The sequence below is a fragment of the Halopseudomonas salina genome (assembly GCF_014637955.1).
Classification (GTDB): domain Bacteria; phylum Pseudomonadota; class Gammaproteobacteria; order Pseudomonadales; family Pseudomonadaceae; genus Halopseudomonas; species Halopseudomonas salina.
Genome location: NZ_BMFF01000002.1, coordinates 28,570 through 50,542, shown reverse-complemented (window position 1 = coordinate 50,542; position 21,973 = coordinate 28,570). Strand labels below are relative to the sequence as shown.

Here is a 21,973-nt window from a genome sequence, read left to right as displayed (position 1 = left end):
ATCTCCTCACAGCACGTCGAGGGGGATTTTCAGATAGCGGATGCCGTTATCTTCGGCGGGTGGCAACTGGCCCGCTCGCATGTTGATCTGCACTGACGGCAAAATCAGCGTCGGCATACCCAATGTGGCATCACGGTCGCTGCGCATGGTAACGAAATCTGATTCCTGGATTCCCTCATGAACGTGCACGTTATGCGCGCGCTCTTCGGCCACCGTGGTCTCGTAGCGAAAGTCATCCCGGCCAGGAGCCTTGTAGTCGTGGCACATGAACAACCGCGTCTCATCGGGTAGCGCAAACAGCTTGCGAATCGACTGGAACAGCACTCGCGCATCACCGCCCGGGAAGTCGCAGCGAGCGGTGCCATAGTCAGGCATGAACAGAGTGTCGCCGACAAAACCGGCGTCGCCGATCAGGTAGGTCATACAGGCCGGCGTATGGCCAGGGGTATGGATGGCGCGGGCTTCGATGTTACCTATCTGAAAGGTATCGCCGTCCTTGAACAGGTGATCAAACTGGCGCCCATCGGTGGCGAACTCGGTGCCGGCATTGAATAGCTTGCCGAAGGTATCCTGCACGACAGTGATGTTTTCGCCGATCGCCAGTTGCCCGCCCACTTCACGCTTCAAATAGGGCGCAGCAGAGAGATGGTCGGCGTGCACATGGGTCTCCAGCAGCCAATCGACTTGAAGGCCCTGCTCGCCCACATGGGCGATCAGGCGATCTGCACTGTTGTGGGAGGTTCTGCCAGATGCTGGATCGTAGTCGAGTACGGAGTCAACGATAGCGCAGCGTTTAGTGGCAGGGTCACTCACAACATAGCTGTAGGTGAAGGTCGCCTGGTCGAAGAAAGCTTCTACAAGAGGTTGCATGATCACACTCCATTACTGGGCTTGAAATACTCAATTAAGATAAATCATAACTGTTTAATAGTTATAACGTTATATCGATTAAGAATAAGTAAGCCAGTGCTTGTATGGGTGGACCATAAGGCCGGGGTTGGCTGCCCGGCCCTTCATTGGTTACTCAGTCTGATCCGTCGGCATGGTCCAACCTCCCCCCAACGCGCGAAACAGCTCCACTTCACTGGTCAACTGATTCAGCCGATCGGTGATCAGTTGCTGGCGAGCAGTGAAGAGCTGGCGCTGGGCGTCGAGCAAGGTCAGGTAACTGTCCACGCCGCTGCGGTAACGACGCTCGGCGATCTGGAAATAGTCTTCGCTGGCGCTGAGCAGACGCTGTTGCGCGGCGACCTGATCCACGTAGGTCTCCCGTGCGGCAAGGCCATCGGCGACTTCGCTGAAAGCCACCTGGATCGACTTTTCGTATTCGGCTACACGCACATCACGAATGACCTCTGCGTAGTTCAGGTTCGCCTGCAGGCGCCCAGCGTTGAAGATCGGCAGGCTGATGCTCGGCGAGAAATTCCAGTACTCCGAGCCGCTGTCGAACAGGCCAGACAGCTGGTTGCTGGCGCTGCCGGCGTTGGCTGTCAGGCTGATGCTGGGGAAGAACGCCGCCCGTGCCGCGCCGATATTGGCGTTGGCTTCGCGCAGCGCATACTCGGCCTGCAGAATATCCGGGCGCTGCAACAGCACCTCCGAGGACAAGCCCGCCGGTAACTCGGCGAGCAGGTCGGTCCCTAGCTCCGGTTTTGCGCCGGGTAAAGCCGGCGCCTGCTGGCCCAGCAGCAGGGTCAGGGCGTTGCGGTCTTCAGCAACCAGTCGCCTGTATGCGGCCAGACTGCTGCGAGCCGTTTCCACCGCTGTGCGGGCCTGGGTCAGCTCCAGCGTCGAGGCGATCCCTACATCGAAGCTGCGCTGGGTCAGTCGCAGACTGTCTTCATAGGTCTGCAAGGTCTCCTGTGTAGCTTGAAGCAGCGCCTGATCAGCCTGCCAGCGCAGGTAGGTATTGGCTACGCTGGCGATCAGGCTGACCTGCACGCTGCGTTCCGCGGCTTCCGTGGCCAGATACTCTTCCAGCGCTTGTTGCTGCAGGCTGTCCACGCGGCCGAACAGGTCGACCTCCCAGGCAACGCCCAGGGTGGCGCTGTACTGGCTGTTGATCCCGCTTTGCGTACTGCCATTGAGGCCGGCGGGTGTACGCGCACGACTACCGCTGCCGTCCGCGCTGAGGGTGGGCAAGCGGTCAGCCCGTTGAATCCGGTAGAGCTCGCGGGTGGCTGCTACATTGAGGGCTGCCACGCGAAGATCCCGGTTGTTTTCCAGTGCAGCTGCTATCAGTTCGCGTAACTCTGGATCGCGGAAGAAGCTTTGCCACGCCGGTGGCGTGACGCTGGATTCAGCAGAGGTAGCCTCGTAGGCCTCGCCTCTCGGCCAGCCGTCGGCTACCGGCGAGGCCGGGCGCTCATACTCCGGGATCATTGAGCAGCCAGTCAGCGCCAGAATCAGGCTGATGCCCATCATGTTCCTGGTAATCATGCTGCGCTTCATGGGGTGATCTCCCTGGTGGTCGGATCGGAGTCGTCGGTCTTGACTTTCTTGCCTGCGAATAGCGATGAAACCATCACGAAGAACAGGGGCACCCAGAAAATTGCCAACACCGTGGCGGTGATCATCCCGCCGATCACACCGGTCCCGATGGCGTGTGAGCTGCCAGCGCCAGCCCCACTGGCCAGCGCCAGGGGCACCACGCCAAGGGTGAAGGCCAGGGAGGTCATGATGATCGGCCGCAGGCGCATGCGGCAGGCTTCCACTGCAGCGTCGAACAGACTCATACCCTGCTCGTGCAGATCCTTGGCGAACTCGACAATCAGAATGGCGTTTTTTGCGGTGAGTCCCACGGTGGTCAGAAGGCCGACCTGGAAGAACACATCGTTGGTCAGCCCGCGGCCCAGGGTCGCCATCAGCGCACCGATCACACCCAGGGGGACCACCAACATGACTACTAGAGGTATCGACCAGCTTTCATACAGTGCTGCCAGACAGAGAAAAACCACGAGCAGGGACAGCGCATAGAGCATGGGCGCCTGGTCCCCGGAAATGCGTTCTTCATAGGACAGTCCGGTCCAGGCTACGCCGATGCCCTGGGGCAGCTTCTGGGCGATTTCCTCTATCGCGGCCATGGCGTCGCCAGTGCTGTAGCCGGGCGCGGCTTCACCCATGATTTCCATCGCTGCCACACCGTTGTATCGCGACAGCTTGGGCGAGCCGTAGATCCACTCACCACTGGCGATGGCATCGAAGGGCACCATCTCGCCGCTGCTGTTACGTACGAACCACTTGCCCAGATCCTCCGGGCTCATGCGTGCGCTGGCTTCGCCCTGCATATAAACGCGCTTGACCCGGCCGCGGTCGATAAAGTCATTGACGTAGCTGGAGCCCCAGGCAATCGACTGAGTGCTGTTCACTTCGCTCAGCGATACCCCGAGTACACGGGCCTTTTCGTCGTCCACGGTCAACTGGTATTGCGGCTCATCGTCCAGCCCGTTGGGGCGCACGGCCATCAGCGCGGGATGTTGCGCTGCCATGCCGAGCAATTGATTACGCGCTTGCATCAAGGTGTCGTGACCAACGCCGGCGTTGTCCTGCAGGAACAGGTTGAAGCCGGTCGCGTTGCCCAGCTCCATCACCGCAGGCGGTGCAAAAGCAAAGACCATCGCGTCGCGGTAGGTGTCGAACTTCGCCTGGGCCCGTTCGGCCAAGGCAAATACACTCTGCTGGGGTTCAGTGCGCTCGTCCCAGGGCTTAAGGCCAATAAAGGCCATGCCCGAGTTTTGTCCGCGGCCAGCAAAGTTGAAGCCGGTCACGGTAAACACCGAGTTCACCACATCACTTTCTTCTTCCAGCAGGTAATCGCGCATCTGGTCTACGGTCTGTTGGGTGCGTTCTGCGGTAGAGCCCGCTGGTGTCTGCACCTGGGCGAAGAGTACCCCCTGGTCTTCGTCCGGCAAAAAGGCCGAAGGTACACGGGTAAAGAGCACCGCCATGACCGCGGCTATGACTACATAGAGCAGCAGGTAAGGGGTCTTGCGCCGCAGCATGCTGGCCACGCCGCGCTCGTATCGGCCTACGCCGCGGTCAAAGGTCCGGTTGAACCAACCAAAGAACCCGCGCTTTTCATGCTGACCGCCCTTGGGGATCGGTTTGAGCATGGTGGCGCACAGCGCCGGAGTGAATATCAGCGCCACCAGTACCGAGAGCGTCATCGCTGACGCAATCGTGATTGCGAACTGACGGTAAATGACACCGGTTGAGCCGCCGAAAAAGGCCATTGGAATGAATACAGCTGAAAGCACCAGGCCGATACCAACCAGCGCACCCTGGATCTGGTCCATGGATTTGCGTGTGGCTTCGACCGGAGAGAGTCCTTCTTCTGCCATCACCCGTTCGACGTTCTCCACCACCACGATGGCGTCATCCACCAGCAGGCCGATAGCCAGCACCATCGCGAACATGGTCAGAATATTGATGGTGAAGCCGAATAGGGAAAGCACGCCAAAGGTACCCAGAATGACCACTGGAACGGCCAGGGTAGGAATCAAGGTGGCGCGGAAGTTCTGCAGAAACAGATACATCACCAGGAACACCAGCACCACAGCTTCCAGCAAGGTATGCACCACGCCGGTAATGGAAGCGGAGACCACCGGTGCGGTTTCGTACGGGTATTCAATCTCCAGCCCGGGCGGGAAGAAGGGCTCAAGGTCGGAAATGGTTTGCTTGACTGCGGTAGCGGTATCCAGCGCATTGGCCCCGGTGGCCAGCTTGATCGCCAGCCCGGAGGCCGGCAACCCGTTGTACTGCGCAGAAACGTTCGCGTTTTGCGCACCCAGCTCAACGCGGGCAACATCTTTCAGTCGAACCTGGGAGCCGTCCGGGTTGGCCCGGAGCAGTATCTCGCGGAACTGCTCCGGACTCTGAAGACGGGTCTTGCCGACAATGGTGGCGCTGAGTTGTTGGCCTGGTACGGCGGGCAAGCCACCGAACTGACCGGAGGAGATCTGCACATTCTGGGCCTGAATTGCAGCGCTGACATCGGTAGGGGTCAGCTTGAAGTTGTTGAGCTTTGCCGGGTCCAGCCAGATGCGCATCGCATAGGGCGCGCCGAACACCTGAAAGTCGCCAACACCTTCGGTCCGGGAGATCGGATCCTGCAGGTTTGAAATAATGTAGTCGGCCAGGTCGTCGCGGTTCATGCTGCCGTCGGTTGAGACCACGCCAATGACCATCAGGAAGTTACTCACTGATTTGGTCACCCGAATCCCCTGTTGCTGTACTTCCTGGGGTAGCAGGGGGGTGGCCAGTTGCAGCTTGTTCTGAACCTGTACCTGAGCGATGTCCGGGTCAACGCCCTGGTCAAATGTTACGGTTATTTCCATGCTGCCGTCGGAGTTGCTGTCCGAGCGGATATAGCGCAGGCCATCAATGCCATTAAGCTGCTGTTCGATTACCTGCACCACGGTGTCCTGCACAGTTTGCGCGGAAGCGCCGGGGTAACTGACCGAGATGCCGACCGCGGGCGGGGCGATACTCGGGTATTGGTTCACGGGAAGGCTCAGCACCGAGAGCCCCCCGGCCAGCATGATCACCAGGGCAATGACCCAGGCGAAGATAGGGCGGTCAATAAAAAAGCGTGGCATGGATTTATCCTTCCTGTCTGGCAGTGGAAACAGGTTCGGCAACGTTGCCAGCTGGCACAGCCTTGACCTTGACGCCTGGCTGAACAAACTGCAGACCCTCGGTGATCAGCCGGTCACCGTCATTGAGTCCATCACTGATCAACCAGCGATTTCCTACAGTGCGTTCGGTACGAACTTCTCGCAGTTCGACGATGTCGTCGGCATTAACCACCAGCGCAGTGGCTTGCCCGCGAGGGGTGCGGGTAATGCCTTGTTGAGGCGCCAGAATGGCCTCGGATCGGGTGCCGGCCACGAGTTGTGCGTGTACAAACATGCCTGGCAGCAGCATATTGTCAGGGTTGGGAAAGATGGCCCGCAGGGTCACTGAACCTGTCCCGGCGTCCACCGATACCTCAGAGAACTCCAGCGTGCCCTGGTGCGGATAGGCGCTACCATCCTCCAGTTGCAAGGTAACCTGGGCGGCATTGTCCCCAACCTTCTGCAGGCGGCCTTCTTCCAGATCACGACGTAGTGCCAGCAGGTCGCGGGCCGGCTGGGTTACATCCACGTAGATCGGATCGAGTTGCTGGATAGTTGCCATTGCGGCTTCCTGGCCATTGGTAACCAGTGCACCCTCGCTGACGGCTGAACGACCGATACGGCCATCGATTGGCGCTCTGACCTGGGTGTAGCGCAGGTCGATCTGCGCGCGCTCCAGAGCAGCCTGGGTTTGCAGGCTGGTCGCACGAGCTTCGTCATAGGCCTGACGGCTCACGGCCTGATCCTCGATCAGTTGCTCATAGCGATCACTTAAAGATGTGCTCGACAGGTGCGAAGCTTTTGCGCTGTTGAGGGCTGACTGATACACCGAGTCGTCTATCTGATACAGCTGCTCGCCAGCCTTGACCTCACTACCTTCGTTGAACAGCCGCTTTTCGATCAGCCCATTCACCTGCGGCCTTACTTCGGCAATGCGAAAGGGTGCGGTACGCCCTGGCAGATCGGTTGTCAGTTCAAAGGGTTCCGCGGCCAGGGTAACCACACCCACCTCAAGCACCTGCTGCACCTGAGCTTGGTCTGGAGCGACGCTGCTCTGTTTTTCACAGGCGCTTAGTAGCGTAAGCAACGCCAATAGGGAGGGTAGCGCGAAGCGCGCAGTATTCAGATGGGGCATGACAGGGTCCTCGCAGAGCGCAGTACTGGTTTCGTTGGTCATTGTGCGTGGGCGTCGGGAGCGCAGATGACCGGGTTGGCGAACAATATACTTACATTCATGAATGTTTGTAAACAGAGATAACATTAGTTAACATAAGCAGCATTCGCGGACCTGCCCGGTCAGGCCGCACGATTCATGAAACCGATTGGATGAAATGGCGGATGGTCAGGCGAACAAAAGAGGAAGCGCAGGAAACCCGTAGTGACATTCTTGCTGCAGCGGAGCTGTGCTTTTACCGCAAGGGTATTTCCCGTACCTCACTGTCGGAAATTGCCACCGCTGCGGGCGTGACCCGGGGCGCTATTTACTGGCACTTTCAGGATAAGTCCGAGCTGGTGGGCGCCTTGCTCGAGCGGGTACATATGCCACTCCAGCCCCTCAGTGAAGCCAGTCGCGATCCCCATGAACCAGACCCGCTTGGTCGCCTCCGTGAGTTGCTCATAAAGATGTTTCAGCGCGCCGGGAGTGACCCGGAGGTACGTCGAGTCGGCGAGATCATGTTTCACAAATGTGAATACACCGAAGATCTGGGCAACATGCGCCAATGGATGCAGGATTTTCGCCGGGAATACGACCACAACATCGAGCTCAGTTTGCGCAATGCGGTAACCAGGGGGCAGTTGCCTGACGATCTGGATCTGCCGGTTGCCAGTCGGTGTGTGCACGCATTTATCACCGGCATGCTGGATCAGTGCCTGCTGGTGCCCGAAGGGCTGGATCTGTATGCCAAGGCAGAAACCCTGGCTGACAGTATTCTGGATATGTTGCGTCTGAGTCCTGCCCTGCGCATGACATGAATCGCAACTTCTCCCTGCACAATACTGTCAACTGAGCTCAAGCACGCAGTGCTATTGGCGGATATACTGCCGGGCGTGCAGGCGCCCCAACTGCATTCGCCGCTTATTATTCAGGCTCTCTGGTAAGGAATGTCCGTGACTGCTTCTTTGAAGAACAAACTCCGTCGAGGTATCTCACCGGTGGCGCTAGCCATCCTGATGGCGGTAGCGCTGGTCATATGGCTGTTGCTGGGTGATACCCGGAGCGCCAAGGACACCGCCCCGCCGCCGGAGGAGCAGGCAGAGGAGCAAATGCATGAAGTGGAAACCCGTTGGTCCCAGGCCCAGCCGCTGACCCGTGAACAGGTGCTCCAGGGCCAGTTACTGCCCTGGCAGCAGGTGCAGGTCATGGCGCAGGTATCCGGTCGGGTCGCAAAGCTGCTCAAGCAGCAGGGTGATATTATCTCGGCTGGCGAGCCACTGCTGGAGCTGTCCGACGAGGGGCGTAGCCAGCAACTGACCCAGGCCCGAGCCATCTATCGCCTGCGCCAGAAAGAGCTCGATGGCGCACGCAAACTGCGCGCGTCCAATTACGTCACCGAAAATGAAATCATCCGTCTTGAGGGCGAGGTGGCGCGCGCCCAGGCTGATCTGAGTGCGGCGCAACTGGCGGTGGAATACAACTCACCGGTTGCACCCTTTGATGGGGTGGTCGACCGCCATCATGTGGAGATAGGCGAGCTGGTGCAGCCAGGCGCCGAGCTGATGTCGCTGGTGAACGTTTCCCGCCTGAAAGCGACCGCGCAGATTCCGCAGCAGGATGCGGGCCGCGTAGCGGAAGGCCAGGCAGTGAAACTGCGCCTGCTCGACGGCCGGGAACTGGAGGGTGAAGTGCGCTTTATCAGTCTGGCTGCCGATCCGCAGACCCGCAGTTTCTACGTGGAAGCAGAGTTGGCCAACCCCGAGCTCTGGCGTGTGGCAGGTGGCAGCGCCACGCTGCGGATCCAGTTGCCGGAGGTGATGGCTCATCAGTTTTCGCCAGCGCTGCTGCGTCTTGGCCCGGATGGCAATCTGGGTGTGCATGCTGTGGATGAAGATGGACGCGTCATCAACTACCCGGTCCGGGTCGTGGCTATCACCAACGAAGGTGCGACGGTGGAAGGCTTGCCGGAGAGACTCCAGGTTATTACCCAGGGCGCGGGATTCGTTGATCCTGGACAACAGGTGCGCACCGAGGTGGTACCCGAGGACGAGACAGCTGATGCGAAGGCCAGTAACGAATTTCAGCCCGGGGCTGCGCAAAGCGGACCTCTGCCGGGCCAGGGAGCCGCTGAATGAGTGCGATGATCCACGCTGCGATAGACCGCAGCCGGGCGGTCATCACCTTGCTGATCTTTCTGTTTATCGGTGGCCTGGTCGCCTATAACGCGATTCCCAAGGAAGCCAACCCCGACGTCACCATTCCGATGATGTACGTCTCGATGACCCTGGATGGTATCAGCCCGGAAGACGCCGAACGATTGCTGGTCCGCCCCATGGAGCACGAGCTGCGGTCACTCGAAGGCATAAAGAAGATGACCTCGGTATCCAGCGAAGGCCATGCCTCGGTCATGCTCGAGTTCGATGCCGGCTTTGATGCAGACAAGGCTCTGACCGACGTGCGCGAGAAGGTTGACGCCGGTCGTAGCAAACTTCCCAGCGAAGCGGATGAGCCCACCGTCAACGAGATCAACGTCGCCCTGTTCCCGGTGATGTCGATCGGTCTGGCGGGCCCGATATCCCAGAGCGAACTGGTATTCATCGCCCGGCAGCTGCAGGAAAATATCGAGGCGATACCGGAAGTGCTGGAAGTCGAAATCGGCGGTGATCGTGAGGACCTGCTGGAAATCGTCGTCGACCCCCAAGCCCTGGAGACCTACGGCCTGGATTATACGGAACTGTTCAATCTGGTCTCCAACAACAACCGCCTGGTTGCAGCAGGGAGCCTGGATACCGGCGAGGGACGCATGTCCATCAAGGTGCCTGGCGTGATTGAAAATCTCGATGATGTGCTGAATATGCCGGTTAAAGTAGACGGCGATACCGTCGTTACCTTTGCCGATGTGGCCACCATCAACCGCGGTTTCAAGGATCCGATGGGGTTTGCCCGGATCAACGGCCAGCCCGCCATGGTGCTGGAAGTGAAAAAACGCGCTGGCGCCAACATCATCTCGACCACCGAGCAGACCCGGGCGCTGATCGAGCAAGCCAGTGAGTACTTCCCCGAAGGCCTGGAAGTGCACTACATCATGGATGAGTCCGACCAGGTCGAAACCATGTTGTCGGATCTGCTCAATAACGTACTGACGGCCGTGGTGCTGGTGTTGATTCTGATTGTCGCCACCATGGGTCTGCGCTCGGCGTTGCTGGTGGGTATCACCATTCCAGGCGCCTTTCTGGCTGCGATTCTGGTGCTTTACCTGATCGGTTTCACCATGAATATCATTGTGCTGTTTGCACTGATTCTGGTGGCCGGCATGCTGGTGGACGGTGCGATTGTGGTCAGCGAGTTGGCTGATCGGAATATCTCCGAGGGGCAGCCGCCGAAAGAGGCCTGGGGTAACGCTGCAGAACGTATGGCCTGGCCCATAATTGCGTCTACCGCGACGACCATTGCGGTGTTCGGGCCGTTGCTGTTCTGGCCAGGTGTGGTCGGCCAGTTCATGAGTTATTTGCCGGCCACGGTGATCATCGCACTGCTGGCCTCGTTGGTCATGGCGCTCATATTTCTGCCGGTACTGGGTTCACTCAAGCGCCACCAGCCTGCCGTTCCGGCAGAGGGGGGCAGCCGCACGGGAAGAGCCTACGGCCGATTGCTGAAAAAATTGTTGCTGCGTCCAGGCCTGACCTTTGGCGGCATGTTGCTCGTCATGATGGTGATCTTTATTACCTATGCCAACTTCAACCACGGCGTGGAATTCTTTCCCGAGGTCGAGCCGGAGTCGGCTCAGGTGCTGGTGCGCGCTCGGGGCGACCTGTCTATTCATGAACGCGATGATCTGCTGCAACAGGTAGAGCAGCGTTTGCTCGGACTTTCCGAGGTCAAGGCGCTGTACGCGCGCTCCCTGGTTTCTGCCAGCAACGAGCTGCCACCTGATGTGGTCGGCACTATCCAGTTCCAGTTCATTGACTGGGACGAGAGACGCCGCGCCAATGCCATTCTGGATGATATGCGCGACCTGACGGCGGACATCCCCGGGATCATTCTGGATTTTCGCAAGCAGGAGAACGGCCCTGCGGCGGGCAAACCGATCGAGCTCCAGGTCACTGGAGAAGACCAGGACGCGATTGATAAGGCCGTTGAGCTCATGGTGAAGGAAATGAACCGGCTGGGCGGCTTTGTAGATATCGAAGATGACCGCAGTCTGCCGGGTATCGAATGGCGAGTGAACGTTGATCGCGCCGCCGCAGCCCGGTTTGGTGCCGACGTGATGACCGTGGGCAATGCCGTGCAAATGGTTACCAACGGATTATTGCTGGCGAAATTCCGGCCGGAGTATGCCAGTGATGAGGTCGACATACGCGTGCGTTTTCCCGAGAGCTGGCGTTCGGTGGAGGAGCTTACGCGTCTCACCGTCCAGACGCCCAGAGGGCAGGTGCCCATCGGCAACTTTGTCACCGTCGAGCCTGCACCCAAGACGAGCGTGATCAACCGTATCGATGGTAATCGTGCGGTGACCATCAAATCCGATCTGACCGGCGACGCCCAGGTCGGCGAGCGCCTCAACGCACTGCTCAACAGCGATCTGGACCTGCCACCAGGGGTGCAGGTCAATACCGCTGGCGAAGGCGCAGACCAGCAGGAAGCTGCCAGCTTTTTGGGTACTGCCTTTGTGGTGGCGATTTTCCTGATGCTGTTGATCCTGCTGGTGCAGTTCAACAGCTGGTACCAGGCCATGCTGGTCATGTCGGCGATCGTGTTTTCCACAGCCGGCGTATTGATGGGCCTGCTGGTCAACAGTCAGCCATTCGGCATTGTCATGGTGGGGATGGGCATCATCGGCTTGTCGGGCATCGTGGTGAACAACAACATCGTACTGATCGACACCTACAACCAGATCCGCGCAGACGGCGCCTCGGCTGTCGATGCCGCCTGGGAGACCGGTTGCCTGAGGTTGCGCCCGGTGTTGCTCACCTCCATCACCACGGTATTGGGCCTGATGCCCATGGTGCTGGCCGTCAACGTCAACCTGCTGGAACCCAGCCTGGGCTTTGGCGCGCCCTCCACCCAATGGTGGACCCAGCTCTCCAGCGCGATTGCCGGCGGTCTTACCGTCGCGACCGTACTGACACTGTTCATTACCCCCTGCATGCTGGTGCTGGGGGATAACGCCCGCAGTTGGTTAGCTGCCCGCCGGGCCTCGAAGACACAGGATCAGGTCAACTCCCATGTTTGAGATCCAACATCTCGACCCGCAGCGCTATCGTCAGCAGACGCGCAAGAGCACGCTGGTTATAGTGGTGATTTTTGCCGTTTTGGCGATGTCATTGTCAGCGCTTGCAGTCGCTCTGTTTGGTAGCACGGAGGGCAGTAATTTTCGCTGGAATCTGGGTGGTGTGCTGCTGGGTGTGGCCCTCACCATAGTGCTGGTGCGCTACGTTTTCTGGCATCAGAGCTGGATGCAGCCTGCGGTATATGGCTGGCAGCTCAAGCGCAGCTTGATGAGCGTTACCAACGTGATGCATCAGGTGGAAGCGGGCGTGCAGGCAGGCTTGCCAGAGGCCATGAAGCTGCTCCGGTTCTATCACTTGGGTCAGGTGGAAATGCATCGGCTCGATGGCCACCCACAGGCAGCGGATGAGCTCAGTGGGCCGTTGGAAAAGCATCGTCAGGCGATGCTTGAGACGGGCCTTTCGATCGACCAGTACCGGTTGGATCCCGCATGGCTGGCCAGCCTCCAGCAGCGCAAGCCTGATACTTCGGCTTGAGCTGCCGGGGCGCTAGCAGTTACCCGCTTGCGCCTTGCTCAGTAGCGTTCCAGCCAATGCGCGTAAGGTGCCGGCAGGGTCCATGAAGGCTTGTCGATTTTCAGCTCTCGTGCGGCCAGATAGGTCCAGTGCGGGTTGGCCAGATGGGCCTTGCCGACCATCACCAGATCCAGTTGACCATCGCTTACTGCCTTTTCCGCAATATGCGGCTCGCCAAAGCCCCAGGCGGAAGACACCGGCACACCTGCCTCGTCACGCACGCGCTGGGCAATCGGCCCCATGAAACCGGGCGCCCAGGGAATATTTGCGGTGGGGGTGTCGAAGCCCATGCTGACACTCATCATGTCCATGCCGGCGGCCTTGAACTGACGCGTCAGCTCGATGGATTCGTTCAGCGTCTGCTCGTCGCGCCCATCAAACTCGATCACACCAAAACGAATGGTCAGCGGCAGGTTCTGTGGCCAGACCTCGCGTACGGCGGCCAGGGTTTCCAGCAGAAAACGGCTACGGTTCTCGAAGCTGCCGCCATAGGCATCGGTGCGCTGATTGGCATGCTCGGAGAAAAAGCTCTGGGCCAGATAGCCGTGGGCGAAATGCAGCTCCAGCCATTCAAATCCCACGTCCAGGGCACGCTTTGCGGCGGCAACGAAGTCAGCCTTTACCCGGGCAATATCGTCCAGGGTCATTGCATCGGGCACCTTGGGCAGGTGGGCGCCAAAGGGAATAGCGGACGGGCCAATGGTCTGCCAGCCGCGTGCGTCATCGTTGCCGATGTGGTCGTCACCTTCCCAGGGGCGGTTGGCACTGGCCTTGCGGCCGGCATGGGCAATCTGGATGCCCGCAACAGCGCCGTGGGCCTTGATGCTGCGCACTACCGGAATGAATGCCTCGGCCAGCTGATCGTTCCAGATGCCGGCGCAGCCGGGGGTAATACGACCTTCCGGCGATACTGCTGTGGCTTCGACGATCACCAGACCAGCGCCGCCGCGGGCCATGCCCGTGTAGTTGGCCATGTGCCAGTCGTTGATCAGACCGTCGGTGGCCGAGTATTGGCACATGGGCGGAACCGCGATGCGGTTGCGCAGGGTGACGTCTTTCAGGCTGAAGGGTTGAAACAGTGCAGACATGGGAGCTTCCGTGAAGTGATAGTGAATGATGGCTTGGTTCAGTTGTTCGATAATATTCGAACTATGGATCATAAGTAAAGCCGAGTGTATGATTCAGCCCATGCGACCTTTTAAACATCCCCCCGTCAGTGACTTCAATCTTGAGCGCGTGCTCTACGCCTTGAGTGACCCCGTGCGCCTGGAAGTCGTTCAGCGCCTGGCGGAGGTGGACGAGGCCAGTTGCGGGGAGCTTGACGGTGGCCGGCCCAAATCCAGTATGTCCCACCACTTCCGGGTGCTGCGCGACGCCGGTCTGGTCTGCACCAAGAGCGTCGGCACCACGCATATGAACTCACTTCGCCGCGCCGAACTGGATGAGCGTTTTCCAGGTTTGCTTGCCGCCATACTGGCGCAGCATGTCCAGGGTGAGCGGAGCCCAGCGGCCGCTGCGATCTGACAATGGCGGCTTTATTCTGCGTTCTTGCCTGTATCGCGTATGCTGAACGGCGGTTCCTGCATGGGATTGCTGCTTAAGTGCCACCTATAGGGAGATGGCGTATGCAAGGGTTAACCAGAACGTTCTGGCTGTTATTGCTGCTTTTCGCGGTCAGCGGCTGCAGTACCAGTCAGGCCAGTGCGAACGATAAATGGGTTGGCCATACCGAAACCGGCCAGGCGTCCTACTACGCGGACAGGTACCTTGCCAGGCCGACCGCCAGTGGCGAGCTTTATCAGGCCGGAGAGAATACAGCCGCGCACAGGACTCTGCCTTTTGGTTCGATGGTTCGCGTAACCAATCTCAAGAATGGCAAGAGTGTCGTGGTGCGAATAAATGACCGCGGCCCCTTCGTCAGAGGCCGGATCATAGACTTGTCCCGTGCGGCCTTCGAAAGCATAGGGCGCGCCTCGGAGGGTTTGTTGCGCGTGGAGATAGAAGTTATCCGCTAGCTTGATCTGATTCCTTTTGCGTTGTTGAGAGAATAGATTAAAAGAATACAAATCTATTTTCTGCGCAGAAGTTTTCCTCTTCGATGATCTTATCCAGACAGCGAAACTGTGGCTTACCCCTGCGCATCAGTCCAACCGTTTCTGAAAGAAGTAGCGCTGATGTCCCGGAGGAAAATCGTCGATTTGTCCGAACCGGGTAAAACCGTGTTTCGGATAGAACTCGGGAGCCTGAAAATCGAAAGTGTCCAGCCAGATGCCGATGTAGCCTTTCTCCAGTGCCAGTTTTTCGGCCATCTCAAGCAACTTTGAGCCTGTACCCTGTACCCTGGCCCCTGGTTTGCTCTGGCACCGCCAACAATTCGATGAATAGCCAGCGATAGAAAATGTTGCCATACAGGCCGCCAAGGATGTCGTTGGTATCTTCGTCGCGGACCAGCAGGGCGACTGCTTCCGATTTGGGGTCACCTGCCTGCGCTATGTTGTAAGCGTTGAGAGGCTGAAGAATAGCTGTGCGTTCAGCGTCCCCCGGATTTAATGCGATTTCGATACGTGTGTTCATTGATTAGCCTGCTGGATAGTCTTATGTCGAAGTACAGGTTAGGTGTTTGATTGCCTGCTGCTATGCTTTTCTACTTTTGACCTGCTGAGCAAGCCCCAGCACAATCAGTTGTCCTGTCAGGGAGTCAATATGTTCGCACTCGAAGACATCACCCTTGAATCCTGGTCTGTCACCGGTTTGCGTACCCGCGTTGCTAGTGTCGGTCAGGGGCCGGTGGCGCTTTTCATTCATGGCTGGCCGGAATGCTGGTTTACCTGGCGAGAGCAGATGGTTGCCCTGGCCAATGCAGGGTACCGCGCCATCGCGCCGGACATGCCCGGATTCGGCGAGACCGATGGCCTCCCGGCAATTGCAGATTACAACGTGGTGCGGATCTGCGAATTCATGGCCGATCTGGTGACGCAGGCCAGTGGAGCACAACCGGTGCTGCTGGTTGGTCATGACTGGGGAGCAATCAATTGCTGGCAATTCACGCTGCGCCACCCGGATCGGGTATCGCTGCTGGCGAACATGAGCGTCCCGCTGCACCCCATTGCTGATCGTCCGCCAATGACCCTTTTGCGCGAGCATTTTGGCGACGATTTCTTCTACCAGTTGTACTTCCAGAAACCGGGTGTGGCCGAGGCTGAGTTCGATGCCGATCCAGAGGGCATTTTGCGTGCGCTTTACTGTTCGCCGGATACGCCGCGCGATCCGCCCGTGCTTGGGCGGTCGATAACGGAGGGTGGTGGCTGGACAGGCCGGCTGGGCAAGCCGCGCGAGCAGCCGGAATGGCTTGCCGACGCAGCGCTGGCTTACTACGTTGATGCTTATCGCCGCAGTGGTTTTGCAGGTGGCATCAACTATTACCGCAACCTGGACGAGAATTGGCGGCTGATGCAGCCGTATCGCGATATGCAGATTACCTGTCCGGTGCTGTTTCTGGTCGGTAGTGCCGACAGCGTCATACGCGGTGCCAGTGAAGAACAGCTGAGAAAGCGAATGGCTCCGCGCATTCCTCAGTTGGACATTGTGATGCTGCCGGATATAGGACACTGGGTGCAGAGCGAAGCCTGCGCGCAGGTGAACGATGCTCTGGTGACCTTTGCCGGGTCATCGAGCGACCGGGCTTGATCCGAGTCGCTCCCTCAATAGAGCGACGCATGTTTCGATTTCATGTTCGCTGGCGCTGGCAAAGCCCATGACCAGGCCGGTTCTATTCCCCTCGCCAAAGAAATGCGAGCTCAGCGGTGTACTGCCAAAACCTCTGGTTCTGAGCCAAAGGCTCAGTTCCTGATCGTCGAAGTCTCCTTCCAGCACCAGATGCATGCCGGCGCTTTCGGCCACCGGCGTTACCAGCCCGTCCAGCTCTGCGGCTACCCGTGCCTGAAAGTGCAGCCACTTGTCGCGGTACAACTGACGCATCCGGCGCACGTGGCGGGTGAACTGCCCGGTCTCCATGAACTCCGCAATGGTCGCCTGAATGAGTAGTGGGCTCTCTCCGCCATTAACCTGCTTGGCCTGCACAAAATGGTCAACCAGCGGTTCCGGTACAACCAGATAGCCCACGCGTAGGGCAGGCAGAAGGGTCTTGCTGAAACTGCCGACGTAGAGTACTGGCGCGTGGTCGAACATGCCCTGCATAGCGGCAAAGGGCTTGTTGTAGAAATGGAATTCGCTGTCGTAGTCGTCCTCGATAAGCCACGTCTGGTTTTGTTGCGCCCATCGCAATAACGCCATGCGCTGGGAAATGTCGAGAATGCCACCCATGGGATATTGATGTGTGGGGGTGCAGAACAGCAATCTGGCCGGCCCCAACGCGGGCAGCGCGTCGACGTCCAGCACCTGTCTTTTTAGCGGCACCGAGGTTACCGGGTTGCCACGGGAGGCGAGGGCGTATCTGGCACCGCGGTAGCCGGGATTCTCACTGAATACCCGGTCGCCGGGTTTCAGCAGCACATCCATAACCAGTGATAGTGCCTGTTGAGCGCCGTTGGTAATAATCACCTGATGCTCCTGACAACGCACGCCCCGGGCCGAGCGCAGGTACTCGGCAATGGCGTGGCGCAGCGGCAGGTAACCCTGGCTGCTGTCGTAACCGCGCAGCCTTTTGCGACTTTCCTGATGATGCAGGATGCGATTCCAACTGCGAATCGGAAAGGCATCCAGATCGGGTAAGCCAGGTTGAAAGGGCAGGCTGACATCTCCAGCTCTGTCGTACTTGCTGGCTTGCAGCTTCGGTATGGGAGGCAGCAATGCCACCCCATCGGGTTGCAGGACAGGCCGCCCGATGCGCTGGAGCGTGTCCGAGTGGATGCGCTGATGTACGAACAAACCCTTGCCGGGCTGGCTTTGCACAAAGCCCTCTGCTTTCAGCTGATCGTAAACTGCATTTACCGTATTGCGGCTGATGCCCATATCCAGCGCAAGTTGCCGGCTGGATGGCAGGCGGCTGCCCGCCGGATAGCGGCGGTCGATAATGCGCTCGGCAAGCTGTTGGTATAGCTGCTGCTGGAGTGGCTCTGGGCCGTCCAGGCGAATATCGTCAATCACGGCAACTGGTCCTGTTAGATTTCACAATCTGGATCTTTTGAGAGTATCAGATAAAGCCTTAAATGGAGCCCAGGACAGTTACCTTCCAATGGAGCTCCCATGTCACAGACTGACAACAACACAACCTCTTCAGATCCGCTGAGCTGTTGCCCGCGCAGCAAGGTCAAGCGAGCCGCCAAACGTGCGAGTTACGAACGCGCACCGGCCTATGCTCTGATTGACCGGCTGAAAACCGCCCACCTGGCCTTCGTTGAGGAGGGTGAGCCGCGCATCATTCCAATCACCGCCTGGCGCGTGGGCGATGACCTGTACGTACATACGCTAAACGGTGGCAGGCTGGCAGAGCGGCTGGATGCGGGCATACAACTGTGTCTGTCCTTTGCTGTGACCGAGGAGTGGGTGATGAGCAAGTCTGCCTACAACCACAGCGCCAACTATCAATCACTGGTGCTGTTTGGCAGGGCGGAGCGGGTAGTGAATGAGGATGACTTTGATGCGGCTTTCAGAGCGGTCATCAACGACATCGAACCCGGCCGCTGGGACAAGGTGCGGGCACCCAATGCGAAGGAGCGCAAGGCCACCGCATTGTTCCGGATACCCATTGAGGAGGGGGCCTTCAAAAGCCGGACAGGGGGCCCTGTCGAGGAACCCGAGGATCTCGATTTGCCGGTGTGGCATGGCAATCTGAAAGCTTAGTTGTGCGCCTTGCTTCTGGCACGATGTGAGAGGCCAGATCGGGCTGCAAGAATGCAACAAATCCGACGGTTGAAAGCCCCATCTGTGTCCCGGGCTTCACTTCGGGAGCGTTGCTCTTCGCAGTATGGGCGTAACCTTGTTGTAATCCAGTTGACATCTTTTGGTCGCATTCTAGCCGCCCGAACTTGCATGTCCGATTTCAATGAGACCAACCATGTCATTCATTTGCCGTTACCTACTATGCCGCTTGTGGCTCACGCTGACTATTCTTCCAGGCCTGGTTTCTGCCCACGACCTGGAGATCCATGGCTCCAACACCATTGGTGCCACCCTCGCGCCCATGCTGATGACAGGTTTCCTGGAGCAACTAACCGGAGAGGCTGTGACCGCAACCGCCACAGGGAACGAAAACGAGACCGTACTCAGCGTTACGGACAAAGCCACACCATTGACGGTGTTGGTAGCGGCACACGGTACCAGCACCGGCTTCACTTCGATGGTGTCCAACAGGGCAGATATATGGGCGGCTTCGCGGCGGGTCAAAGCCAGCGAAGTCACTGCCATGGCGGCACGGGCCGACATGGTTCATGCCGATAGTGAGCATGTTATTGCCATAGACGGGCTGGCAATACTGGTTCACCCGTCAAATCCGGTTGAGCAGCTCAGCATAGAGTCCCTGGCGAAGATCTTTGCCGGAGAGATTATCAACTGGTCTTCCGTTGGTGGGCCCGACAGAGCTATTACCGTGTACGCCCGCGATGACCGGTCAGGAACCTGGGACACCTTCAAGGAGCTGGTTCTGGCGGGGGCCTATACGCTGACCGACCGAGCTCTGCGCTACGAGTCGAACGACCAGTTGTCAGCGGATGTCAGCCAGGACCCGGCTGCCATTGGTTTTGCCGGTTTCGCTTCGGCGGGGACCAGCAAGCTTCTGGCTATTGCCGACGGTAACGCGGCGGCCCTCAAGCCCAGCAAGCTGTCGGTGGCGACTGAAGACTATGCACTATCTCGCCGGTTGTACTTTTACACCACTGGCAACACTGGCAAGCCGCTGACCCAGGCCTTTATCGAGTTCGCGCAGAGCCCGGCCGGACAGGATATTGTGGCCAAATCCGGATTTTTCTCCCAGAACCCCTTTGCGGTCGACCCGGTGCATGATGCTAGCGTGCCCGACACCTTCAAGCGCCTGACCGAGCGTTATCAGCGGCTATCTGTGAATATTCGCTTTGCTGAGGGACGCACCAAACTCGACAACAAGGCTAATCGGGACCTGCTGCGAATTCAGGCGTATCTCAAGGAAACTGGCAAAACCGGCAGAGATCTGATGCTTATTGGTTTTGCGGATCAGCAGGGGGACGAGCTCCAGGCTCAAATGATCTCTGAGCTGCGAGCATTGTCCGCCAGCAAGGCCCTCCGAGAGCTGGGTACCAAGGTGCAGGGGCGCACCGGCTACGGCCATTACATGCCCGTGGGCTCTGCGGGTGGGGAAGCCGGTACAAAGCGCAACGGTCGGGTCGAGGTGTGGGTCAGGCGTTGAGCTATTTTGTTTCCACGCAGCCGATGCTTCTCTGCCAAACACAGTCTGGCCGCTTTTGGCGTATGGAGTGCCGCTGCGACAGTGTGACCTGCGCCACAGATGGAAAGCATGGACGCAGCCAGGGGCGGGCAAGAATGCCATGATGTTCATGGGGTCGTGGTTGACCTGAGCAGATAAAGGGGCGCTACAAGGATTGCCGGGGCGGTGAATGGGCCGGCAGGACAAGGAGAAAGTCATGAGAGCTGACAGGGATGATGGGCCGCGCAGGCTCAACAGGGGCGCGCGCAATAATTCCACCAAGCGCGCAGTCATTATTACCGCCGTGCTTGGGGGCGGCTTGCTTCTATACCTGAACGGTAACGGCCGGGACCCGACGCCAAGCCAGGTTGATTCAGGTCATCAGGAGAATGTTGTCGAAACAGAACGGCCAGCCCCCAGTCAGCCGGCACAATCGGTTGCTGTCGAGGCAGCGCCTCAGCCGCCGCGACCCACGGCAGAAATGACGTTTTGGGAGCATGTAGAGCGGGATCGCAAGAGGCAAGCGACAACCGTGCCCCCTGATCCTGAACGCGAGGTGGTCGCCAGGCAGACGACCTTTAACGACACCAACTACATGCCTCCTAAACAGGTCAATATCATTCAGTCGGTACCTGTTGAATCTACGCGGCGATCAACCAGAACCCGAGCGCAAGGACTCTCTGGCTCCAAGGCGGCGTCCATTCTCTGGGAGGATGCCAGAGGAAACACATCCCGGTGGAAAACCACCTTTGATTTTCACAATAACCGTATAGATAACAGCAGTTTTTGTCTGAACCTGGGCAAAGGCTCGCTCTCGTACCGTGATTGCCGCAAAGGTGCACAGCAGTGGCTAAAAGGTCAGTGTCGGAGCAGCGGCAGTATCAGTGATGAGTGGCGGAGGATGTACTGTCATGCCTACAGCAATTTCAGAACCTGAATGCTGCAGGCGACAGGGCGTACAACGGGTAATCAACGCCTGTACGTTACGGAGGCTCAGTTACCGCGGTAGGTCGAGTAACCGTAGGGGCTGAGCAATAGTGGAATATGGTAGTGATCTACCCCACCATCCACTTCGAAAATCACCGGCACCTCCGGGAAGAAAGTGGGTGCCTGATGCATGGCAAACCAGTCACCAGTCTTGAAGGTCACCTTGTAAGTGCCGCTCTGCAGCGTCTTGCCCGCCGGGAACAATTCTGTGATGCGGCCCTGTTGGTTGGTAACGCCTTCGTTCAGGGCTTGCCAGCCTGCGCCTTGGAGCTGCTCCAGGGTGACACGCACCTGAGGTGAGGGTAATCCGTCTTCCAGATTCAGCACGTGAACGCTGAGTGGGTTTTCTGCGGCAAGCGCAATACCGGCCATGCCAGTCAGCAGTAATGCCAGGGTGTAACGCGGAATTAGCTTCATGGTTTTTTCCTTACTCATCTGATTGGATCAATTGTTCTATTGAGCTGTTGGCGCAGCCCTCGTCGATACTGGAGCCGCCAGCCCCGGCTACTCCCAGGGCACCGATTACCTGTCCATCAACCAGCACCGGAACACCGCCGCCCAGTAGCAGCAACTCATCAAGGGTGTTGAGGTTGGCCGAGCTCGGGTCGCTCTGGGCGCGCTTGGCCAGCTCGCTGGTGGCGGTCTTGGTAGACAGGGCGGTGAACGCCTTTCGTTGGGCTGCCAGGGTGTTATGGGGGCCGACGTTGTCATCGCGTTGCAGCGCAACCAGATGGCCTGAGCGATCCACCACGGCAACCACGGCGCTGCGATTCTGGGCATGGCAGGCAGTCAGGGTGGCTGCCGCCAACTGGTTACCGAGTGCGAGGGTCAGGTCCTTTCGTTCTGCTATGCCGGCGCTATCGGCTTGGGCAGCGCCCGCCGCCAGGCTGCCGATAAACAGCGTCATTAGGGAAAGTTTATGCAGCATGTGGGTATCTCCGTGTTCCGGGGTGCATGTGAGTACGGCTGCATGTTGCTTTACCGGAACGGTCACCCGCATTGCTACTTCATTACGTATTTGTAATGGGCATGCCTGGAGTTTGGCTCTAATCTG

The 21,973-nt window shown here is 58.6% G+C and carries 18 protein-coding genes and 1 pseudogene; 10 read left to right on the top strand and 9 right to left on the bottom strand.

The genetic code is table 11. From position 1 onward, the window contains the following. Positions 1-6 precede the first annotated feature (6 nt). From IEV54_RS04210 to IEV54_RS04195, 4 genes are all read right to left on the bottom strand, one after another. The gene (locus tag IEV54_RS04210) at positions 7-870 is read right to left on the bottom strand and encodes an MBL fold metallo-hydrolase (RefSeq protein WP_150276105.1); all 864 of its coding nucleotides are present in this window, start codon (positions 868-870) and stop codon (positions 7-9) included. 150 nt (positions 871-1,020) lie between these two features. After that, complete coding sequence (locus tag IEV54_RS04205; RefSeq protein WP_150276104.1) at positions 1,021-2,451, bottom strand: efflux transporter outer membrane subunit; 1,431 nt, start codon at positions 2,449-2,451, stop codon at positions 1,021-1,023. Continuing rightward, positions 2,448-5,597, bottom strand: coding sequence for an efflux RND transporter permease subunit (locus tag IEV54_RS04200; protein WP_150276103.1), 3,150 nt, complete (start codon positions 5,595-5,597; stop codon positions 2,448-2,450). Before IEV54_RS04200 ends, IEV54_RS04205 begins: the two co-directional genes overlap by 4 nt. Positions 5,598-5,601: 4 nt before the next feature. After that, positions 5,602-6,750: an efflux RND transporter periplasmic adaptor subunit gene (locus IEV54_RS04195; RefSeq protein WP_150276102.1), complete on the bottom strand. Its 1,149-nt coding sequence runs from the start codon at positions 6,748-6,750 to the stop codon at positions 5,602-5,604. Between the two features lie 203 nt (positions 6,751-6,953). Between IEV54_RS04195 and IEV54_RS04190 the strand changes: the two genes are divergently transcribed. The 4 genes from IEV54_RS04190 (at position 6,954) to IEV54_RS04175 (ending at position 12,536) form a co-directional block, all read left to right on the top strand. Continuing rightward, positions 6,954-7,589 (top strand): TetR family transcriptional regulator, encoded by a 636-nt coding sequence (locus IEV54_RS04190; protein ID WP_150276101.1) that lies wholly within the window; start codon positions 6,954-6,956, stop codon positions 7,587-7,589. 135 nt (positions 7,590-7,724) lie between these two features. After that, positions 7,725-8,906, top strand: a complete 1,182-nt coding sequence (locus tag IEV54_RS04185; protein ID WP_223825330.1) for an efflux RND transporter periplasmic adaptor subunit — start codon at positions 7,725-7,727, stop codon at positions 8,904-8,906. Continuing rightward, entirely contained in the window at positions 8,903-12,004 is a 3,102-nt protein-coding gene (locus IEV54_RS04180; RefSeq protein WP_150276099.1) for an efflux RND transporter permease subunit, read from the top strand. The genes IEV54_RS04185 and IEV54_RS04180 overlap by 4 nt, the downstream gene beginning before the upstream one ends. Next, entirely contained in the window at positions 11,997-12,536 is a 540-nt protein-coding gene (locus tag IEV54_RS04175; protein WP_150276098.1) for a DUF3087 family protein, read from the top strand. The genes IEV54_RS04180 and IEV54_RS04175 overlap by 8 nt, the downstream gene beginning before the upstream one ends. 38 nt (positions 12,537-12,574) lie before the next feature. Here the strand turns inward: IEV54_RS04175 and IEV54_RS04170 are convergent, their stop codons facing one another. Next, on the bottom strand, positions 12,575-13,663 hold the full coding sequence (locus tag IEV54_RS04170; protein WP_150276097.1) for an NADH:flavin oxidoreductase/NADH oxidase: 1,089 nt from the start codon (positions 13,661-13,663) through the stop codon (positions 12,575-12,577). A gap of 100 nt (positions 13,664-13,763) precedes the next feature. Between IEV54_RS04170 and IEV54_RS04165 the strand changes: the two genes are divergently transcribed. Both IEV54_RS04165 and IEV54_RS04160 read left to right on the top strand, forming a co-directional pair. Next, complete coding sequence (locus IEV54_RS04165; RefSeq protein WP_223825329.1) at positions 13,764-14,099, top strand: ArsR/SmtB family transcription factor; 336 nt, start codon at positions 13,764-13,766, stop codon at positions 14,097-14,099. 101 nt (positions 14,100-14,200) lie between these two features. Beyond that, entirely contained in the window at positions 14,201-14,590 is a 390-nt protein-coding gene (locus IEV54_RS04160) for a septal ring lytic transglycosylase RlpA family protein (protein WP_150276095.1), read from the top strand. 126 nt (positions 14,591-14,716) lie between these two features. Here the strand turns inward: IEV54_RS04160 and IEV54_RS04155 are convergent. Further along, positions 14,717-15,149 (bottom strand): annotated as a pseudogene (locus tag IEV54_RS04155) (GNAT family N-acetyltransferase). Positions 15,150-15,278: 129 nt separating this feature from the next. Here IEV54_RS04155 and IEV54_RS04150 point away from each other — a divergent pair. Next, positions 15,279-16,262: an alpha/beta fold hydrolase gene (locus tag IEV54_RS04150; protein ID WP_150276094.1), complete on the top strand. Its 984-nt coding sequence runs from the start codon at positions 15,279-15,281 to the stop codon at positions 16,260-16,262. On the opposite strand, the gene pdxR is transcribed toward IEV54_RS04150, so the two are convergent. Beyond that, complete coding sequence (gene pdxR, locus IEV54_RS04145; protein ID WP_150276093.1) at positions 16,242-17,681, bottom strand: MocR-like pyridoxine biosynthesis transcription factor PdxR; 1,440 nt, start codon at positions 17,679-17,681, stop codon at positions 16,242-16,244. The genes IEV54_RS04150 and pdxR overlap by 21 nt on opposite strands. Before the next feature lie 99 nt (positions 17,682-17,780). On the opposite strand from pdxR, the gene IEV54_RS04140 reads away from it, so the two are divergent. The 3 genes from IEV54_RS04140 (at position 17,781) to IEV54_RS04130 (ending at position 20,869) form a co-directional block, all read left to right on the top strand. Next, on the top strand, positions 17,781-18,377 hold the full coding sequence (locus tag IEV54_RS04140) for a pyridoxamine 5'-phosphate oxidase family protein (RefSeq protein ID WP_150276092.1): 597 nt from the start codon (positions 17,781-17,783) through the stop codon (positions 18,375-18,377). 214 nt (positions 18,378-18,591) lie between these two features. After that, positions 18,592-19,914 (top strand): substrate-binding domain-containing protein, encoded by a 1,323-nt coding sequence (locus tag IEV54_RS04135; RefSeq protein ID WP_150276091.1) that lies wholly within the window; start codon positions 18,592-18,594, stop codon positions 19,912-19,914. Positions 19,915-20,149: 235 nt separating this feature from the next. Beyond that, a complete protein-coding gene (locus tag IEV54_RS04130; RefSeq protein ID WP_150276090.1) occupies positions 20,150-20,869 on the top strand; it encodes a hypothetical protein in 720 nt (239 codons plus the stop codon). 56 nt (positions 20,870-20,925) lie between these two features. On the opposite strand, the gene uraH is transcribed toward IEV54_RS04130, so the two are convergent. Both uraH and IEV54_RS04120 read right to left on the bottom strand, forming a co-directional pair. Beyond that, complete coding sequence (gene uraH / locus IEV54_RS04125) at positions 20,926-21,336, bottom strand: hydroxyisourate hydrolase (RefSeq protein ID WP_150276089.1); 411 nt, start codon at positions 21,334-21,336, stop codon at positions 20,926-20,928. A 10-nt stretch (positions 21,337-21,346) separates the two neighbouring features. Then, positions 21,347-21,847: a GlcG/HbpS family heme-binding protein gene (locus IEV54_RS04120; protein WP_150276088.1), complete on the bottom strand. Its 501-nt coding sequence runs from the start codon at positions 21,845-21,847 to the stop codon at positions 21,347-21,349. Positions 21,848-21,973: the final 126 nt, after the last annotated feature.

Bases quoted from the DNA above. Each gene is read 5' to 3' on its own strand.
- IEV54_RS04210 (WP_150276105.1), bottom strand. From the start codon at position 870: ATGCAACCTCTTGTAGAAGCTTTCTTCGACCAGGCGACCTTCACCTAC.
- IEV54_RS04205 (WP_150276104.1), bottom strand. From the start codon at position 2,451: ATGAAGCGCAGCATGATTACCAGGAACATGATGGGCATCAGCCTGATT.
- IEV54_RS04200 (WP_150276103.1), bottom strand. From the start codon at position 5,597: ATGCCACGCTTTTTTATTGACCGCCCTATCTTCGCCTGGGTCATTGCC.
- IEV54_RS04195 (WP_150276102.1), bottom strand. From the start codon at position 6,750: ATGCCCCATCTGAATACTGCGCGCTTCGCGCTACCCTCCCTATTGGCG.
- IEV54_RS04190 (WP_150276101.1), top strand. From the start codon at position 6,954: ATGGTCAGGCGAACAAAAGAGGAAGCGCAGGAAACCCGTAGTGACATT.
- IEV54_RS04180 (WP_150276099.1), top strand. From the start codon at position 8,903: ATGAGTGCGATGATCCACGCTGCGATAGACCGCAGCCGGGCGGTCATC.
- IEV54_RS04175 (WP_150276098.1), top strand. From the start codon at position 11,997: ATGTTTGAGATCCAACATCTCGACCCGCAGCGCTATCGTCAGCAGACG.
- IEV54_RS04170 (WP_150276097.1), bottom strand. From the start codon at position 13,663: ATGTCTGCACTGTTTCAACCCTTCAGCCTGAAAGACGTCACCCTGCGC.
- IEV54_RS04165 (WP_223825329.1), top strand. From the start codon at position 13,764: ATGCGACCTTTTAAACATCCCCCCGTCAGTGACTTCAATCTTGAGCGC.
- IEV54_RS04160 (WP_150276095.1), top strand. From the start codon at position 14,201: ATGCAAGGGTTAACCAGAACGTTCTGGCTGTTATTGCTGCTTTTCGCG.
- IEV54_RS04150 (WP_150276094.1), top strand. From the start codon at position 15,279: ATGTTCGCACTCGAAGACATCACCCTTGAATCCTGGTCTGTCACCGGT.
- IEV54_RS04140 (WP_150276092.1), top strand. From the start codon at position 17,781: ATGTCACAGACTGACAACAACACAACCTCTTCAGATCCGCTGAGCTGT.
- IEV54_RS04135 (WP_150276091.1), top strand. From the start codon at position 18,592: ATGTCATTCATTTGCCGTTACCTACTATGCCGCTTGTGGCTCACGCTG.
- IEV54_RS04130 (WP_150276090.1), top strand. From the start codon at position 20,150: ATGAGAGCTGACAGGGATGATGGGCCGCGCAGGCTCAACAGGGGCGCG.
- uraH (WP_150276089.1), bottom strand. From the start codon at position 21,336: ATGAAGCTAATTCCGCGTTACACCCTGGCATTACTGCTGACTGGCATG.
- IEV54_RS04120 (WP_150276088.1), bottom strand. From the start codon at position 21,847: ATGCTGCATAAACTTTCCCTAATGACGCTGTTTATCGGCAGCCTGGCG.